Here is a 15,454-nt window from a genome sequence, read left to right as displayed (position 1 = left end):
TCTCATTTGAGAGTTCCACTGAATTAAAGGAGTTTTTCATTGTATGTCGCCATACAAGGGAACTATAATCTAATTCCATGTTCCTGTATCAACACCAGCTTCCATAATTGCTTGTACTTCTTCAGCATTGTAACCAGCTCGCGTTAACTGACCACCATATTCAGCGATAATGTCCAATTGCTCGGGAGGGAAACCGATTTTTAACAGACGATTTGTTAGACCTAAAGCTGTATCACTAGTTATTCCTAATTCATTACCAATTTCATTTGCTTCTTGAATTAACTCAGTAAAATCTATACCTGCATAAGCACTTGCAATGGCTCCTGCTCCTTTTACAATGGATGCATTAGCTTTATCACTGACAGTTTGATTTAATGCCCATTGTCTACGTGTACCCTCCAGTGCTTCTTCCACATCAACACCATAGGCTTCAATTCCTCGAACAGCTTGTTCAACAGACTTTTTTGAAGATGCTGGAACTTCAAAAGAAACGTCAATTTTTGTTTTTAATTTAGAAGTATCAAGCGCTTGCTCAATGGCTCCTGAAATACCACCACCAGCCATTAATCCACCTAGCATATTTTCTAAACCGATATCTAATTCTTTGAAACTGTGCGATGCTCTCTCTGCTTCTCGTGAAAGGTCTCTCAAATCATTTCGAACTTGTTGTAATGAGTTCCCATCATCTATAGAACGAAGAGATCGCTGTAATTTCTCGATATCTGCCTCTGAACCTAATGCTTCACGACCGATGATTTGAATCGCTTGTTCTAACTGCCTAGCGGTCGCTGTACCGTTTCGTATTGCGTTTGTAAGGTTATTTCCTAATGCATTTGCAAAATGATCTACACTCGTTTCAGTCGCATCAAAGAATGTCTTTAATTGTTTCGTTGCGTTTTCTTGTTCCTGCAAACTTCTATTTGTCGCACTTAATTGATTCTGCAACTGCTGTTCTGCTGTCCGAGCTTGTATAAGCTGCGTTTCATATCTTTGGATTTCACTAGCATTTTCACCATACTGCTGTTTGGCTTGATCTAACTGTTTCTGATAGTTTTGTACTTTACTAGCCGCAACAGTATGTTGCTCTCCAAGATTATCTATTTTTAAACGTAACTTTTCTATTTCTGAAGCATTCTCACCCAGCGTTGCTTTTTGCAACTCGTATTGAGCATTTAACTTAGAAAGAGAAGATTGCAACTGCTCTTCCTGTCCTTTTAGCTCTTTCAGTTTTTGAGCTGCTTTAGCTGTTTCACTTGTTCTTTCCTGTTCAGCATCTCTCGCCTGTTTTAAACTTTCAGAAGTTTGTTTAATACTATTCGCTAACTGTTGTTCTGTTATTTGTTGACTTCGTAATTTTGATTCTAGCTTTGCTACGACAGTAGAATTTTCTCCGTACAGTTCTTTAGCACGTTGTAAATGTTCTGCCGTTGCTTGCGTAGCCCTTTGTGCAACTGCATATTGTTGGGAAAGATTTTGAAGCTTAGCTTGTAGTTTTTCTGAATCAGTAGCATTTAACTTCATCTGCTCTTCTTGTAATTTCATTTCTTGACGAAGTTTTTTAGTTTCCTGATTCATACCCTTCATAGCATCATTAAAATCTTTATTTTGCGCTTTAAATATTACTTCAACTTCCGAATTATTTCTTGCCATTATCTCACCTACCTTTACTTGGGATTGTTACGCCATGCTTCAAACGCTGTAATCCCTGCGTAAATACGCTCAACAGACGAAATTGGCTCATGCCAAAAAGTCTCTGGATCTATTCCAGAGACTAGACAATACAAGACGTATTTATCTTCCACACATTCAATTTTAATGTCTGGATTTTTTACTTTTTTTCACCGTTACCGCCGCTATTTGTACTTTTTTTCAGTGCTGCGGCAAATTGATTTGGATCTTGACTAATTACATCAACAACCAGCTTCGTATATAGTTCCATAGATTCTGCTAATGAATCATGATACTTCTGTAAGAAATCATCAAATGTTAACTTTTCTTTTGGGTTTGCGCCTTTAAACGCCATATAAATCACTTTATGAATATTTGTTTGATCGATTTGTTCTAAAGCTGATAAATCTTTATTATCCTCATTTCTTAATCCATCTAATGCTTGGAATTTCACGATATCAGCAATAATTGAACTAGTAATAAGCCCTTCTTCTTGGCCTTTTTTCAAAGCGTAATTGGTTAAAAACGCCGGATAGTTCTGTTTATTAATAAAACGTTTTTCATACTCACCTTCTACTTCTACAAATTCGACTTCTTTTAATGTTATTTTTTGTACTTTCATCTGCTATTTCCTCACTTTCATTTTCTTCTCATTTAAATCCAAAAGAAAAAGCCCTGTATGAAACTAGGGCTTTAAGCTGAAGTTGTTCCTTTAACAAGAGCTGAATTAAATTGTGTATGCCACTTTTGAGCGACTGTTGCATCTGCTAATTCATCCACAAACGCTTCATAATAGAATTTATTTAAATCATCTGGTAAGGCTGAGAATTCTAATTCCATCATAGCCAATTCCTCTTCACCACTCGCAATTGAAAACTTAAAACCAGAAGAATTTGAGCAATTTGGAAACGCAATCAGTTTTACAACATCATCAAAATCGTCTACTACATCTGCTGTAAATACAAAATCATTTCCTTTAGACTCGCTTCCATATGCCCAAACACCTGGTTTTAATCCTACTGTATCAAATCCAAAATAATCCCTTACTACTTTAACAGGAATATGTGCCGAAACAGTTACCTTAATTTCAGTAGTCTTTGATTTCTTTTTTAACGTCACACCACCGCATACCTTTTTCATTTCTTTGATTTCTGGTTCCCCTTCAATTGTCCCTACACATCCAAATTTTGTACCAGGTTCTTGCGTACCTTTCTTCTTAAATTGAATACTTGCATTCGCAATTGACATAGAATTAAATTCTTCAATCGTTTTAGCCATTTATAATTCCTCCTCTAATACTTTATCTACACCTTTGTGTAATTTTTCTAGAATCTTAGGTTTTGCATTCATAATCCCACGTTCTGCAAATCGTTGTTCTAATGGATTATGCGGACCTCTTCCTTCGTTTGGGAAGACTAAATATCCAAACGACCCTTTCTTATTAGCCGCTCCACCCCTAGCTTTTATCTTAAAACCCAAATTCATTTCTTCACTTTTTGACCAGTTACTATGTTTGGCATGTACTTTATTTTGAACGCTCCATTTAGAGCGAGATACTCGTATAAGCTTTGTAATCTCTTCTGTCGCAATTTGGACGCCATCTGTATGAAGAATCTTGTTGATAACAGGTTCCATCTTGTTTGGTAACTGTCGCATCTTTTCTTCGAGTTTTTCTATCGCTGTATAATCAAGATTAAATGCATTCAATCGGAATCACCCTCTTAAACGTAAAAACAACACGATCAATATAACGATCTGTATCTTTCAATTGAAGACGATCGCTTTTTGTGCCGACAAAAGATACCATTTTCACTTTACCAATCCATGAAATAATATCAATGACCTGTTCATCTAAATTCAATTGATTTTCCGATAAATAACTAATATATATACTTTGAGAAATTGAACGCTCATTTGAAGAGGGTTGAAACTCACCATATTCTAAAATAAAACAATTATATCCCTCTTCTGTTAACTGCGATTCTTCATCTTCTGCTAGTTCATCCTCAACAACTAAAAGTTTAAATCCGTCTTCAATGGCTTTTTTTATACCACTTCTTTGCTCTTTCATAAGCTTTTTAGATTTTTCATTCACGAGATTTCACCACCTGCTGCAAATAAAAGAAAAGGTATTGTTTATTAGAATCATGATCCGCTTTAATCACGTCATATTCGATTCCATCCATTAATACCTTAAGTTTATTTTTATTTATTTTTCTAAAGGAAGGAGGATATAACGTTTTAACTTTTAAATCTAATCCCGTTGTTAAAACGCCTACCATTTTGTAATCACTGTCCCGTAAAGACATCACTTTATAGGCAAGCTTTCCTTCTTCACGAAACTTCTCACCTATTCTTTTCCCCTCTTCTGAGCGCTCTGTTTTTTTATATCCGTATTGTAGAAATCCGTCATTTAAGGTTTCTCTATACGATTTTAGAACCATTGATTACACCAACTTTTCCTAAAGCCACATCTAAAATAAGCCTGGATAATTCATTTTTATAATTTTTTTCAAACTCATCACCTGCATTGTTATAGACATACCGACACCGTTCTAACAGCAAATCTTTCGGCGTTAGCTCCTTTGAAAAATCAAAAGACGCATTTGTTAAACTCGACAAATACGCCTCTCCTTTTTCTAAAAGTTTTATTAAACTAGCATCTTCTTCGTTCCAGGTGATTTTAAGAACATCTTTTAGTTCATTCAAAAGCTCATCCATTCGCATCACCTTCTAATAAAGCGATTAATTCAGCCTTTGTTGCATTAGACTTGTATTCAATACCACTTTGATCTAATAAAGACTGAATCTCTACCTTCGTTAATGCTGAATAATTCCTCTCTTCAACAGGAGAGGATGGATTAGGGCGTTGTAGTGCCTTCTTTCGCTTCTAACGCTGTAATGTCAAATACAGTGAACGAATCAGGATCTAACGGACGACCGTTTGCAAGTTGACGAACGAGATATAAACGTTGATCTTCAATTAAACGGATTGTATCGTCTGACTCTAAACGTTGTTCTGAAGCAACTCCCATAAAGTAATCTTTCGGTTTACCAGAGATCATTGTATTTAATGGGACGGCTGGCGACTGGACCATCGTTAAACCTGGCACTCCAAAATTATCATATGTCCAAGTACCATCATCTTTACGTTTTGCACCAATCGGGAAAAATTTTGTTGCATAATCCAAAGGATTCACAATAAGCGTTACCCCTGTATAGCGTTTCGTTCCTCCTTTAGTAGTAGGAGCTAAGATTTTCTTACCGATTGTTACAGGAGTAAAGTCTTCTAAAACGACCTTCTTTTTATCTGGATAAATACCATCTGTTACTGATCCTTTTAAATCTTTGATCATACCAATTGGTTGTTTTTTCCCTGTCCCCATAACAATAACTTTTTCTAATTCTTCTGCTACAACTTCTTTCATAAATGCACGCACATACTTATCTAACCACTCAGGACCTAGTTCAAACATAGCTTTACATACAACTAAAAATCCGCTAAGTTTGTACATTCCTTCTTCAATTGTTTCAAAACCTTCGTCAATCATTTCTCTAATTGAGTCACATACATCACCCCAAAACGCTGTCGTAGTGCCCTCTTTTCTAACAACCCATTGTGTCTTTGCTCCTACGGTTTGGAAATTAACAAGAGAAAGTAATGGATGTTCCTTTTCTAAATCTTCAAAAACTCGTTCGAAAACAGTGGGTGGCATCAATTGATGTGTTTCGCTAAATGATTTAACTTCAATTGCTGCATTATAAAATTTCTTTTCTTCATTTGTTAAAACACGCACACCGCGAGAGGCCAACACTTGAGCATCCCAATTTTCATTTTTGGCTTGTTGTGCTTCATTAATTACATCGTTCATCATATCCTGAAAATGCTGCATATTGTTCTCCATGTTTGCAACAATACGTGCCGCTACCGCTTGTGCATCACCTGTTTCAAGCGCCTCTTTTACATTATTAATTTGTTGATCTTTATTTTCGATTACCGGACGATCTAAATTTTTAATAGTCATCTTATTCCCTCCTGTTTTTAAGACAATAAAAAAAGCACTGCTTTACGCGCGCTTAAATTTGTTAAGTATATTTTCAGTTGAACCTGCTGCTACGGGTTCATTCTGCTGTTTATTTTTATTTCGGAATTTCTGAAGTACATTATTTTTAAATTCCTCTGGATCTACCACATCGTCATCTTCTACATGTTCATTTACTTTATGAGCCAATCCAATCTCTACTGCCTCATTGGCGGTAAACCATGTTTCATTCGCAATCATTGTCTCAATTTCTGAACGTTCCCCTTGATAACGCGTCATATAAATATCCGCAAGCGATTTGTCAATTCCCTCAAGAGCATTCAATGTCTTACGAATATCTAATTTTGTCCCCCACGTCCATGTAGAAGCTTCATGAATCATTAACATAGAACCTGTATTCATAATTAATTCGTCTGCTGCCATCGCAATAATAGATGCGGCGCTTGCTGCCAGTCCATCTACGTTAATGATGATTTTTGCCGGATGGTTTTTAAGTTGATTATAAATCGCAATCCCATCAAATACATCCCCACCAGGACTATTTAGATTGATATTAATAACATTTGCTGAAGTAGCTTTCAATGTTCTTTCAATATCAACTGCGGATGTAGAATTACTCCACCATGATTCACCAATATCACCATAAATCGTTATGTCCAGCGAATCAGCTTTTGTTTCTGCTTTAAAAGCATGTTGGATATTAGCTAGATGATTATACTGTTCATTTTTGTAACGTCTCATTCTTTTCACCTCCCTCCAATGAATCAGCTTCTTGATAATTCTTTGTAACAAAGCGCTTGTTTGCCCATTTTTCTTCAATCGGCTCTCTACCAAGAATAATTAAGATGTCATTAATAGATAAACCACCGATTGCAAAGAGTTTATCTAATGCTGTTGCTAGTTTCGTAATATCTACAACCTTAATTTTTGTTGTATCAATCTTTAAATATGTGCGGTCTATATATTCTTTTTTGCTGTACATCTTCCGGTTAAATTCATCTTGGATCAATTCAGCAATTGGATTAATGCAAAAAGCTAAGAACGAATCTAATTGCTTTTCAATGTCCGCTACATCACCTTTTAAAATTCCTATTGGGACATGAAAAGCAACTGCTACATAGTTAAATATGTCATTGATCAAATCACTAATATCACGGCTCGTACTGTTATTTGCTACACCGTTTTTACTATCGCTCATGTCTTCAATTGTATAGCCATCTTGTAATTGAAAAGCTGAACCCACTTTATCAGCATTAAACCAATTTTTTAACTGCCCCTCGAACATTTCATCGATTGCTGCCTGCGTTTCTGGATCTTGCGGCCTTAAAAAATCACCTTTGATTAACAAACGTTTATTATTCTTTCTTTTATAGTAATCAATTGAAGATGCAAGCAATTTTCCAAAACTACTATACATTCCATCTATAATTTGCATAATATTACGATCATTGAGTTTAAAGTGAAACACTTCTGATTCATTAAATGATTTGTCAAAAGTAAGCTCACCAACAGTTATGTCCTTGTATATATTTTCTTTTAATGCAAACTTATTAACATTAAAAGAATCTGCAATGTACAATTGCTTATTTTGCATAATAATTACACATTCATTTTCCATGATTAAATGATTTACCAAACTATGCATAAATTCCGATGCATTTTGATTTTGATTTGGTTGCACGTTTAATAAATAGTGATTTTCACCACGTTTTTCTTTCCCTTTTTCAAAAGTTTGAAATTCACACCTTGTTAAAGCATTTGCAATTAAATCAATACAACTTTCTACAGCTAACTTTTTATAGAAATAGTCAACTCCTAATTCATAAAAACATGAATCTAAAGTCAGAGTCTTCTTGCTTCCAAAAAAACCTCTTACCCAATCTCTTAATCCCACATTCTCACCACCTTTTATACACTAAATGATTTAAATATCTTTCTAACATTTTCTTTCGTTAAAGTATTTGACTCTTTTAACTCACTATCACAATTAAGCGCATGTAAAAAAGCGAAAAAACCATCTGTTTTTCGCTTCTCTTTATCAACCTTTTTATATTCAATATTGCCGTTCATTTTTTCTTCTTTATAGACATTTCCCACATACCAACGCATTAACGGATCATCACCAAAAACAATGGTATGTTTAATAAAAATCTCTTCTACAAGTGGAGCGAGCTTACTATGCGTCGCTGGACCACGACGAACAATTTCAATTTCAAAACCCGCCTCTTCAAGCGATTCTTTTAAAATAGCTGAACGATATAAATCCATGCTGACTTTTTTTATACGGTATTCTTTATTCATCATTACGAACCAATCTCGTACATGTTCCGCACTAATTGATTTGTCATAAACAACAGTAAGCAATTCCTTTTCAATTGCAATTCGAATGATATCTGGATTAATATCTTGCAACTTAGGCGCTGTATGATGCATGAACGTATGCTGCTTCCAATATCGTTTCCCATCTTTTTTAAATAAGATTCCAACTGAACAGAAATCACGAATTTGTGCGAAGTCAACTGCTCCAATACATTCTATCCCTTGGATATTTTCAGGGAATGATTGATTTGTTGCTAATCGTTCATCATAAGTAGCAACCTCTTTCCTTGTATCTTCGACAGGTAAATTCATTCTTTTTGTCATGAACTCGATTCGCAATGCGCTATTTCGTTTCATATCATGGTATTCTTTACGCATTTTATGCTGTAAATTTTCATTATATCTATATGAAGGATTAGCTTTTTCCCACATAGACTCATCATGAACTTCTTGTTCATTATCAAGTTTGCAAATAAAAGGAAACAGCGTGGAGTCTGGTAATTCTTTATTTAATACCATTTGAGCTTCTTCTTTCATATCATCAAGCACTCCACCACGGACATTTCCATCGGTTGTAATATAAAAAATCCTTGGGTCTTTCTTTTTACCTAAACCAGATGTAAAAACTTTAATATTGGAATAATCTTCATACTCATGTAACTCATCAAATATAACAGCTCCACTTCGCTTACCATCTTTTGTACGAGCATTTGATGTGTTAAATTCAAATTTAGATTTAGTTTTATAATGTTTTATAAGTATTTTCGATTTGTAAAAAACCTTTTTCAACTTCCTTGCAAATTTTGGCGCTTCTAAAATATCATAAACATCTTGAAATGACGTCTTAGCTTGATCTTCGGATGTTGCTACAATGTCTATATCATAATTTTTAATTCCATGGTGTCCACTCATCATATAAAAGCTGTCATAACTTATATATCCGTTTTTACCTGCACCACGTCCAAGTAATAGCAAATACCTATCAAACATAAGACGGCCATCTGCATAACGTACACCGTAAAAAAATGCATTACAAAATCTTTGCCAAGCAAATAGGGAAAAGGGAAAATAGGGGGCTGGCTTCTCCACCGATTTTTCAATAGCTTCCGCATCAATTACCACATCCGGTTGATCTAACTTCCAACGAAGGAACTTCATGAGAAGCTTTTGTTCTTCACAACTTTGGATTTCTCCATTCTCAACCATGCGCATATATTCATCAATGTATGGATGATATTGATATGTAGTGGGATATTTAGATGTCATCGTCTTCAGTTCCTTCTTCAATTACTGGCTCCTTCAAACCAAGCATCTTTAATAATTCTGTCATACGTTTATTTGTTTCACGAAATTCCTTTGTTGCTGGATTCGCCTTAGTCCCTTTTTGACTCTCGCTATTTTGCCATTCAATCATCGGGCCTTTCTTTTTTATTTCTCTAGCCAGCTTATTTTTCACATCAACCATAGTCATGTAATCATCGACAAGATCAACGTAATGCATACCATACAAATTATTCACTTCCAATTGTTGTAATAAATCATGCTTTATTTGTGCTTTTTTTGATAGTTTTCGCACAAGTACCCCCCCTCTTACTTTTTAATTTGCAAATATGTTTTAACCGCTCTCCTCCCCCCGTTGATCGGTCCTCCAGATAAAAGTCGAACCCTTGAATGGGGGGGAGTTTTAAGCTTCAATCACAAGTTGTAATTTAATTTTCTTAAGTATATCCTTGTATGAATGCTTACCTTTAATTGAGCGAACTGTATGCTTTGTTACATTGTACTTTTTAGCTATTTTATAAATTGGCAATTGATTAATCCAACAATCGCTATAGATTGCTATTACTGTTTCTTTATTCAACCTCTTTATTAGACCAGTTCTTAATGCGTGTTTCATGTTCTCATCGTTTGTGCACCACTCTAAATTGTCAACATGATTATTCAACTTGTTCCCATCTTTATGATTTATAAATGGTTTGTTGCCTTTATTATCAATGAATGCATATGCAACTAATCTATGAATCTTTTGATTTATCTTCTTACCATGATGATATAAAGTGATTCTATAGTATTTATTATCATGAAGTTGTAGCTTCAAAATTTTACCACTTAAAGCATTTCGAACTCTCCCATAAGTAGATACTTCATATCCAAACCCTTTTATTTGTTTCCACTTCTCCACATAGCTCACTCCCTAAGAAACTAACTCAAAGTAAATTTCGATAAAATCCAAAATAAAAAAGACTTCTTCACTAGAAATCTTTAAAACGTCTGTAGTAAATATTAAATTCTCTTCTTCTTGCAATCTTTCTCTAACATCAGTAAGTCTAAGTCTCTTGCACTTCCTTGGGTTCACACAGTCTCTTATCTGACAGTAACGCCAATAAGAATATTTTCGGAACTGATTAAGCATGTCGCGTTCATATGACGTACGCTCGTCCTTCTCAGCGTATTGAATCATCAAGTCAGTATCAAATGTCCAACTACCATCCACAATAATCATAGCTACCACCGTTCCTCATTCATGAACTTAGGTACCTTCTTCTCAACCTTATCTAATCGATCATGTACTTCATTGTGACATCGAATACATAAGCATTGTAGGTTATCTAAATCCATTGCTAAGTGTGGATGCGTCTTCACTTCCTTAAGATGATGCACATTCTCAGCAGGCCTGTATTTACCTTTCGACTTACACATTTGACATTCGTGATTGTCACGCTGTAAAGCCTTAATCCTCAGCTCTCTCCACTCTTTAGACTTATAAAACTTCATAAGTTTCCCTTCTCCAATGAGTTGAATATAGTCCATCATTAACCCACCGTCCCGACTCTTATTTATCTAAACTTCCAATCTATTACTAGTAATTTTATTATTTTAACAGCCATTTGAGTAAAAATATTCGTTTTTTATATTTCACTTCTCTCTCATATATTAAGCATTTTATTTCTGTTAATTCTATAGATATTTACAGACTTTAGAAAAGCAACGTAGTTTATTGCACTAAAAGAAGTAATGTGAAATTAATAAAAATTCTTTTGCACTCCTTTAATCTACATCTCTTAAATCATAAAAAGCATTCTACACGAATGCTTTTTATGATTTTTGCACTTTGATTACGTTACATTTACATGAAGTTTTCCTATTCTTTTTATCACCCAACACCTACAACTGATCTACTTGCATATTGTTAAGAAATTAGAAAAAGAGCATTAGCTCTCCTCAATATATAGTCATAAAATAAAGTTTGATTAAAACTAGATACAGCTATTTATATAATTGTATTTTTTGACTTTTCTATACTTAAAACACCTAAACTTCATTTGAACTTTAGGTAAATTATATTGATTTCTGTTTATTTAAAAAGATGTTTATGTGACTCAAAAAAATCCTGTTGTGAAGTATATACAAGCCGTTGTTCAAAGTAACCTGTATTATTATAATCAGTATCATTAAAAGCAGTTACACAATGTCCGCCTTCATTTGCTTCAAATTTCCAATATGCTGTTGCTGTTCCAACTGACGCACCCCAGTTTGGAATATTTGTATTTTTTAAATAAATATAACTGTCGCTTGTTTTCGATGCAACAAGGAAGCAAAAAGCATTTATATCTTGAACAGTGAAGTCTGATCTATCGGCTTTTAGGATTGCGCCATTGTCGCTAAATTTACCCGTAGGATCAACATAACGATTCCATCCCATCTCGATAGAACCTACATGGTTTTCTAGCCAGACTACGGAATTTCCTGGAATCATAAAGTTTTGTTTTACCCAATTTCTAGTACCTCTGCAATTTATTAATCTTTCTGTTCTTCTTAGTCCTAATGGTAACGTTTCTACTTCTTTCATCTTATTAACTTCTTCTGTTTCTAATAATGAAAATTCCCAAGCTTTATTTTCCATCTCATAAAAATCCTCCTTCCTAATGCTTCCAATAGTAAATGATGATTTTCCAATTAATTGCATGATTGTTACCTCCAAAAGATATTTTTAACCAATCATATTCTCTCCTTCTTTTTTTATCTTCATACAATATTTTTTAAGATGATTAAAGAATCCAACAAATCTTCATTATACAGAAAATACAGTTTTCTACTCTCTATTTCAATTAAAGCTTTTTTATTTTGAATAAATACTCAGTTGGATTAAGATACCTTTAAAATCATTTGATTAAAGTAATAGAACTTCACGTCTTTCTGACAAACATCTTGACTTCATTTCAAGCCCACAATAATACACAACACGGAGCACGAATTCTTGAAATAAACAAGCAAGTTGATATCCTATCTACAACCATCTCTATCCGTCAAAACAATCTATTTCTATTTTCTAGGAATTTAATGAGTGTATTTTCCGCCATTACTCACTATATAAATATAACATGTTAAAAACCAAAAAGTGTCCGTAAATAGTTCGCAAACTGTCCGCAAATAGTTCGCGTTTTTTAATTATTAATTTTTTGCTGCACCTGCTTCATCTGCGTCTTATTTTTCGTCGTTGTCACATCTTCCAATTGAACCGTTTCAATGTAAATTACCACATCACATTTTAATCCATCCTGCTTATGACTAGTTTTCAACATCATTATCGGCCTGTTTTTACATAGTTTTTTGATAAACAAAGTCCATAATCATTAATAATTAATTATCTATAAACTAGATTGTGTTAAATTCACCTATTCCGTTTAACCTTAGATATACCAATCTCTCTCGCATTTTATAAAAATGAATTTGACACTTTCAGTTTAAAGCTAATTCAATAAGTGATAAAAAAATAAAGGAATTAGATTCTAAACTTCCTTTGATAATCATTTAATGTATCTTGCTCCATTCCAATGTATCTCAATGTTTCTTTCTGATCTGTATGATTTAACATCTTTTGCAAAGCAACTACATCTTTAAATTGTTTGTAATGGTGATACCCATATGTCTTTCTGAGTGAATGAGTACCAATACGTTCCAACCCAAACTCTTCTGCAGCTTGATTCAATATCACATATGCCATTGCACGAGTAATCGGTTTATTTTTTCCGTTCCTACTCTTAATTAAGTATTCATTCTTTGGCTTTCCTTCAGTATAATTTCTGATGGCTCTCTTCAGCTCAGACGGCATCTTCACATCTTTGATCTTCCTTGTTTTCTTTTCGCGTATCACAATATTCCAGCCTTCTACATCACGAACACGTAAACGTAATATATCCGATATCCTGAACCCTGTATTAATACCAAGAAGAAACAGAATGTAGTTCCTCTCATTCTGCTCCTTATAAAACTCTTTTATTTCTTGTATTATTTCTTTATCTCGAATCGGCTGTACAATGTTCATACTACTTCTACCTCTTCATTTTGCGCCCTTTGTTTAAACACTTCTTTTCGCAAACTGAAAGCTAGACGTAATAAAGCTTTTCCTTTAACTTTATAATACGTTGTTCTACCTAACTTCACTTCATCCATTATGTCTGGATCGTATCCCTTCTCTTCTTCCATATAATACATATGAATGATTTGTCTTTCTCTTTTTGGAAGCCTGTTAACAGCTCTATGAACCCAATTCATAAATTTATCTCTGGCCATTTCGTATTGTACTCTTTCAATTGCTATGTTTTCTGTAGAGCTGTTAAATTCATTCGTTACAGATGGAGGAACAATTGAATACGATGCGGTTACTTTCGGTAATATGTCACTTGGCATTTGAGATAAATACATACGATACTCCTCAAATACTTTTTCAACTTCATTCTTTGTCTCTTCTTCATCTAAAACAGGCATTTTAAATGATAATTGTTTATTCATATTAAATTCCTCCATTGTTATTATTTTTGTCTTAAAGCTCCGCGTCTGCGTTCATAACGCGGACCACGAATTCCCATTAAATCTTCAATGTCGCGTGTGCTTAATTTCTCTTTTTGTTTTTTCTTGTTTTTCTTCTTTGCTTTTTTTGATTGCTTTTTCCATTCACGTAGCTGATCCTTTAACACCTTCATTTCCCCATCTCCCTTTTCAAAATAAAAAGGACACCTATCCCTAAAACAGCTTGAATTGCCGCTTTAATGAATTGGTGTCCTCTAGTTTTCTAGCCGGACTGTATTCATTTTCAATCTCGAATTTTGTCTAAAATTTGTATTTTTTATTCATTTAGATGCTACATTTGTCCTGTTATAATAAATGTAACATTGCCACTCGAAAAAAGTGACTTGTCCCCAATACAAGTTGCTTTTTTCTTTTTATTTTAAAAGGATTATTTTGTTTGAATTTGTTCTAAATCATATATGTTCCCTATAATCTCAAGTTCATTTGGTTCATCAATAGCGGTTGGCCATAAAAAGAATGCATGTCCATCCTTTTTTAGCACTAATGTCGTATCCATCCAATCAACTACACCTTCAGTTATTTCAGTACCTTCCACTTCCGTCCTACTACAATCTGTATACTGTAGCTTGGTCCAACGAACTTTATCACCAAGATAGATATCCTTACCGTACTTATCCTTTAATCCTGTAGACGGGATAAGGGAACCTTTATCTAACAATTCTTTATTTATTCCATAACCAGGATCATCGTAAGTAATCATTATGCTATCCTCATCGTGAAAGTGTAATGCTATCACCGGAAACAATCCTGTATTACCATCAAAGCTTGTTGTCAAAACTTTATATTTTATATTTTTCATTGTTTACCCCCTGAATAAAACTTAATAATCCGTCAATACTGTAGATGACGCGGTGATCTTTTCTCCGATTTCCTTGCTCGAGCAGTTAACTTTTGTTAGCTGCTTTTTTATTGAACTGAATAAAATCCAATATTCCGTTAATACTAAGTACAAGCTGTTTTCCCCAAAGCAGTCCATTTCTCCAGTATTTGTGAGAGCAGTTAGTTATGATAACTGCTCTTTTTAATTTTCATTACATAAACTTAGAAATTCCGTCCATACTATACATACACGAAATATTGATACTCCTTAGATTCGTGTATGTAATTTTCTCATTGCAGTTAGCTTTTGCTAGCTGCTCTTTTATTTATTCCTGAATAAAACTCTAGATTTTACAAATACTATAATCAGCCTACACATATATGTAGGAGACCCCATGAATGGAGCAATTAGCCTTGGCTAGTTGCTCTTTTATTTCGTTCCTGCTCTTGCTTCTTAAAGAATTCTTTAACTGTGTTTTCCCAATAAGTGCACATTATCGATCCCCCCTTGAATAAATCCATAAACCTTGTCCATACTATAAATGCACTTGAGTTCTGAACTTCCTTCTTAACTCTTTTCTGGAGAGCAGTTAGCTTTTGCTAGCCGCTCTTTTTTATTGAACTAATAATAAAATTTAGGTCTTATTCCTTTTCTACATCATATACTTTTAACCTAATCATCCAGCTCAAAGTGTTACCTCCTATCTTAAAGAGCACTGATGCATGGTGCTCTT

Annotated in this window: 21 protein-coding genes and 1 pseudogene; all 22 read right to left on the bottom strand. The window is 34.2% G+C overall.

The features are described from left to right. Positions 1–69: 69 nt before the first annotated feature. A complete protein-coding gene (locus ACTFO4_RS14375) occupies positions 70–1,650 on the bottom strand; it encodes a hypothetical protein (protein ID WP_440013796.1) in 1,581 nt (526 codons plus the stop codon). Between the two features lie 178 nt (positions 1,651–1,828). After that, positions 1,829–2,290, bottom strand: coding sequence for a hypothetical protein (locus ACTFO4_RS14370; RefSeq protein WP_440013794.1), 462 nt, complete (start codon positions 2,288–2,290; stop codon positions 1,829–1,831). Positions 2,291–2,361: 71 nt separating this feature from the next. Next, the gene (locus ACTFO4_RS14365; protein ID WP_021727578.1) at positions 2,362–2,946 is read right to left on the bottom strand and encodes a major tail protein B; all 585 of its coding nucleotides are present in this window, start codon (positions 2,944–2,946) and stop codon (positions 2,362–2,364) included. Then, entirely contained in the window at positions 2,947–3,375 is a 429-nt protein-coding gene (locus ACTFO4_RS14360; protein ID WP_127063797.1) for a hypothetical protein, read from the bottom strand. Further along, on the bottom strand, positions 3,362–3,763 hold the full coding sequence (locus tag ACTFO4_RS14355) for a hypothetical protein (RefSeq protein WP_021727580.1): 402 nt from the start codon (positions 3,761–3,763) through the stop codon (positions 3,362–3,364). The genes ACTFO4_RS14360 and ACTFO4_RS14355 overlap by 14 nt, the downstream gene beginning before the upstream one ends. After that, a complete protein-coding gene (locus tag ACTFO4_RS14350) occupies positions 3,756–4,112 on the bottom strand; it encodes a phage head closure protein (protein ID WP_021727581.1) in 357 nt (118 codons plus the stop codon). Before ACTFO4_RS14350 ends, ACTFO4_RS14355 begins: the two co-directional genes overlap by 8 nt. Then, positions 4,093–4,389 carry a hypothetical protein gene (locus tag ACTFO4_RS14345; RefSeq protein ID WP_000343915.1) on the bottom strand — a complete coding sequence of 99 codons (297 nt, stop codon included), beginning with the start codon at positions 4,387–4,389 and terminating at the stop codon, positions 4,093–4,095. The genes ACTFO4_RS14350 and ACTFO4_RS14345 overlap by 20 nt, the downstream gene beginning before the upstream one ends. Next, positions 4,382–4,492, bottom strand: a pseudogene (locus tag ACTFO4_RS14340) (hypothetical protein); the annotation flags it as partial. The pseudogene ACTFO4_RS14340 and the gene ACTFO4_RS14345, both read right to left, overlap by 8 nt. 37 nt (positions 4,493–4,529) lie before the next feature. Continuing rightward, positions 4,530–5,693, bottom strand: a complete 1,164-nt coding sequence (locus tag ACTFO4_RS14335; protein WP_000153084.1) for a phage major capsid protein — start codon at positions 5,691–5,693, stop codon at positions 4,530–4,532. Positions 5,694–5,735: 42 nt separating this feature from the next. After that, on the bottom strand, positions 5,736–6,452 hold the full coding sequence (locus ACTFO4_RS14330) for a head maturation protease, ClpP-related (protein ID WP_440013791.1): 717 nt from the start codon (positions 6,450–6,452) through the stop codon (positions 5,736–5,738). Further along, positions 6,433–7,605: a phage portal protein gene (locus ACTFO4_RS14325; RefSeq protein ID WP_440013789.1), complete on the bottom strand. Its 1,173-nt coding sequence runs from the start codon at positions 7,603–7,605 to the stop codon at positions 6,433–6,435. The genes ACTFO4_RS14330 and ACTFO4_RS14325 overlap by 20 nt, the downstream gene beginning before the upstream one ends. 14 nt (positions 7,606–7,619) lie before the next feature. Further along, entirely contained in the window at positions 7,620–9,296 is a 1,677-nt protein-coding gene (locus tag ACTFO4_RS14320; RefSeq protein WP_255288657.1) for a terminase TerL endonuclease subunit, read from the bottom strand. Then, on the bottom strand, positions 9,286–9,606 hold the full coding sequence (locus tag ACTFO4_RS14315; RefSeq protein WP_098202587.1) for a P27 family phage terminase small subunit: 321 nt from the start codon (positions 9,604–9,606) through the stop codon (positions 9,286–9,288). The genes ACTFO4_RS14320 and ACTFO4_RS14315 overlap by 11 nt, the downstream gene beginning before the upstream one ends. Positions 9,607–9,714: 108 nt before the next feature. After that, on the bottom strand, positions 9,715–10,212 hold the full coding sequence (locus tag ACTFO4_RS14310; RefSeq protein ID WP_440013787.1) for an NUMOD4 domain-containing protein: 498 nt from the start codon (positions 10,210–10,212) through the stop codon (positions 9,715–9,717). Between the two features lie 12 nt (positions 10,213–10,224). Continuing rightward, positions 10,225–10,533: a hypothetical protein gene (locus ACTFO4_RS14305; protein WP_144489616.1), complete on the bottom strand. Its 309-nt coding sequence runs from the start codon at positions 10,531–10,533 to the stop codon at positions 10,225–10,227. Between the two features lie 2 nt (positions 10,534–10,535). Continuing rightward, positions 10,536–10,844: an HNH endonuclease gene (locus tag ACTFO4_RS14300; RefSeq protein WP_440013785.1), complete on the bottom strand. Its 309-nt coding sequence runs from the start codon at positions 10,842–10,844 to the stop codon at positions 10,536–10,538. 541 nt (positions 10,845–11,385) lie between these two features. After that, entirely contained in the window at positions 11,386–11,997 is a 612-nt protein-coding gene (locus ACTFO4_RS14295) for a hypothetical protein (protein WP_440013783.1), read from the bottom strand. A 478-nt stretch (positions 11,998–12,475) separates the two neighbouring features. Beyond that, positions 12,476–12,616, bottom strand: a complete 141-nt coding sequence (locus ACTFO4_RS14290; protein ID WP_440018860.1) for a hypothetical protein — start codon at positions 12,614–12,616, stop codon at positions 12,476–12,478. A 197-nt stretch (positions 12,617–12,813) separates the two neighbouring features. Then, positions 12,814–13,356 (bottom strand): tyrosine-type recombinase/integrase, encoded by a 543-nt coding sequence (locus ACTFO4_RS14285; protein WP_001028515.1) that lies wholly within the window; start codon positions 13,354–13,356, stop codon positions 12,814–12,816. After that, positions 13,353–13,823, bottom strand: a complete 471-nt coding sequence (locus tag ACTFO4_RS14280; protein ID WP_153598514.1) for an ArpU family phage packaging/lysis transcriptional regulator — start codon at positions 13,821–13,823, stop codon at positions 13,353–13,355. The genes ACTFO4_RS14285 and ACTFO4_RS14280 overlap by 4 nt, the downstream gene beginning before the upstream one ends. Positions 13,824–13,843: 20 nt before the next feature. Beyond that, on the bottom strand, positions 13,844–14,014 hold the full coding sequence (locus ACTFO4_RS14275) for a hypothetical protein (RefSeq protein ID WP_098584837.1): 171 nt from the start codon (positions 14,012–14,014) through the stop codon (positions 13,844–13,846). Between the two features lie 254 nt (positions 14,015–14,268). Beyond that, positions 14,269–14,601, bottom strand: coding sequence for a YopX family protein (locus ACTFO4_RS14270; RefSeq protein ID WP_332284199.1), 333 nt, complete (start codon positions 14,599–14,601; stop codon positions 14,269–14,271). Positions 14,602–15,454 lie beyond the last annotated feature (853 nt).

Origin of the sequence: Bacillus cereus group sp. MYBKT14-1 (genome assembly GCF_051915185.1) — a bacterium.
Taxonomy (GTDB): domain Bacteria; phylum Bacillota; class Bacilli; order Bacillales; family Bacillaceae_G; genus Bacillus_A; species Bacillus_A cereus.
This window is presented reverse-complemented; position numbering and strand designations above follow the sequence as displayed.

What these genes read in the sequence shown, in the direction of transcription:
- ACTFO4_RS14320 (WP_255288657.1), bottom strand. Translation starts at nt 9,296, where the DNA reads ATGACATCTAAATATCCCACTACATATCAATATCATCCATACATTGAT.
- ACTFO4_RS14290 (WP_440018860.1), bottom strand. Translation starts at nt 12,616, where the DNA reads ATGATGTTGAAAACTAGTCATAAGCAGGATGGATTAAAATGTGATGTG.
- ACTFO4_RS14270 (WP_332284199.1), bottom strand. Translation starts at nt 14,601, where the DNA reads ATGATTACTTACGATGATCCTGGTTATGGAATAAATAAAGAATTGTTA.
- ACTFO4_RS14345 (WP_000343915.1), bottom strand. Translation starts at nt 4,389, where the DNA reads ATGGATGAGCTTTTGAATGAACTAAAAGATGTTCTTAAAATCACCTGG.
- ACTFO4_RS14365 (WP_021727578.1), bottom strand. Translation starts at nt 2,946, where the DNA reads ATGGCTAAAACGATTGAAGAATTTAATTCTATGTCAATTGCGAATGCA.
- ACTFO4_RS14330 (WP_440013791.1), bottom strand. Translation starts at nt 6,452, where the DNA reads ATGAGACGTTACAAAAATGAACAGTATAATCATCTAGCTAATATCCAA.
- ACTFO4_RS14375 (WP_440013796.1), bottom strand. Translation starts at nt 1,650, where the DNA reads ATGGCAAGAAATAATTCGGAAGTTGAAGTAATATTTAAAGCGCAAAAT.
- ACTFO4_RS14295 (WP_440013783.1), bottom strand. Translation starts at nt 11,997, where the DNA reads ATGCAATTAATTGGAAAATCATCATTTACTATTGGAAGCATTAGGAAG.
- ACTFO4_RS14305 (WP_144489616.1), bottom strand. Translation starts at nt 10,533, where the DNA reads ATGATTATTGTGGATGGTAGTTGGACATTTGATACTGACTTGATGATT.
- ACTFO4_RS14285 (WP_001028515.1), bottom strand. Translation starts at nt 13,356, where the DNA reads ATGAACATTGTACAGCCGATTCGAGATAAAGAAATAATACAAGAAATA.
- ACTFO4_RS14280 (WP_153598514.1), bottom strand. Translation starts at nt 13,823, where the DNA reads ATGAATAAACAATTATCATTTAAAATGCCTGTTTTAGATGAAGAAGAG.
- ACTFO4_RS14370 (WP_440013794.1), bottom strand. Translation starts at nt 2,290, where the DNA reads ATGAAAGTACAAAAAATAACATTAAAAGAAGTCGAATTTGTAGAAGTA.
- ACTFO4_RS14335 (WP_000153084.1), bottom strand. Translation starts at nt 5,693, where the DNA reads ATGACTATTAAAAATTTAGATCGTCCGGTAATCGAAAATAAAGATCAA.
- ACTFO4_RS14275 (WP_098584837.1), bottom strand. Translation starts at nt 14,014, where the DNA reads ATGAAGGTGTTAAAGGATCAGCTACGTGAATGGAAAAAGCAATCAAAA.
- ACTFO4_RS14300 (WP_440013785.1), bottom strand. Translation starts at nt 10,844, where the DNA reads ATGATGGACTATATTCAACTCATTGGAGAAGGGAAACTTATGAAGTTT.
- ACTFO4_RS14350 (WP_021727581.1), bottom strand. Translation starts at nt 4,112, where the DNA reads ATGGTTCTAAAATCGTATAGAGAAACCTTAAATGACGGATTTCTACAA.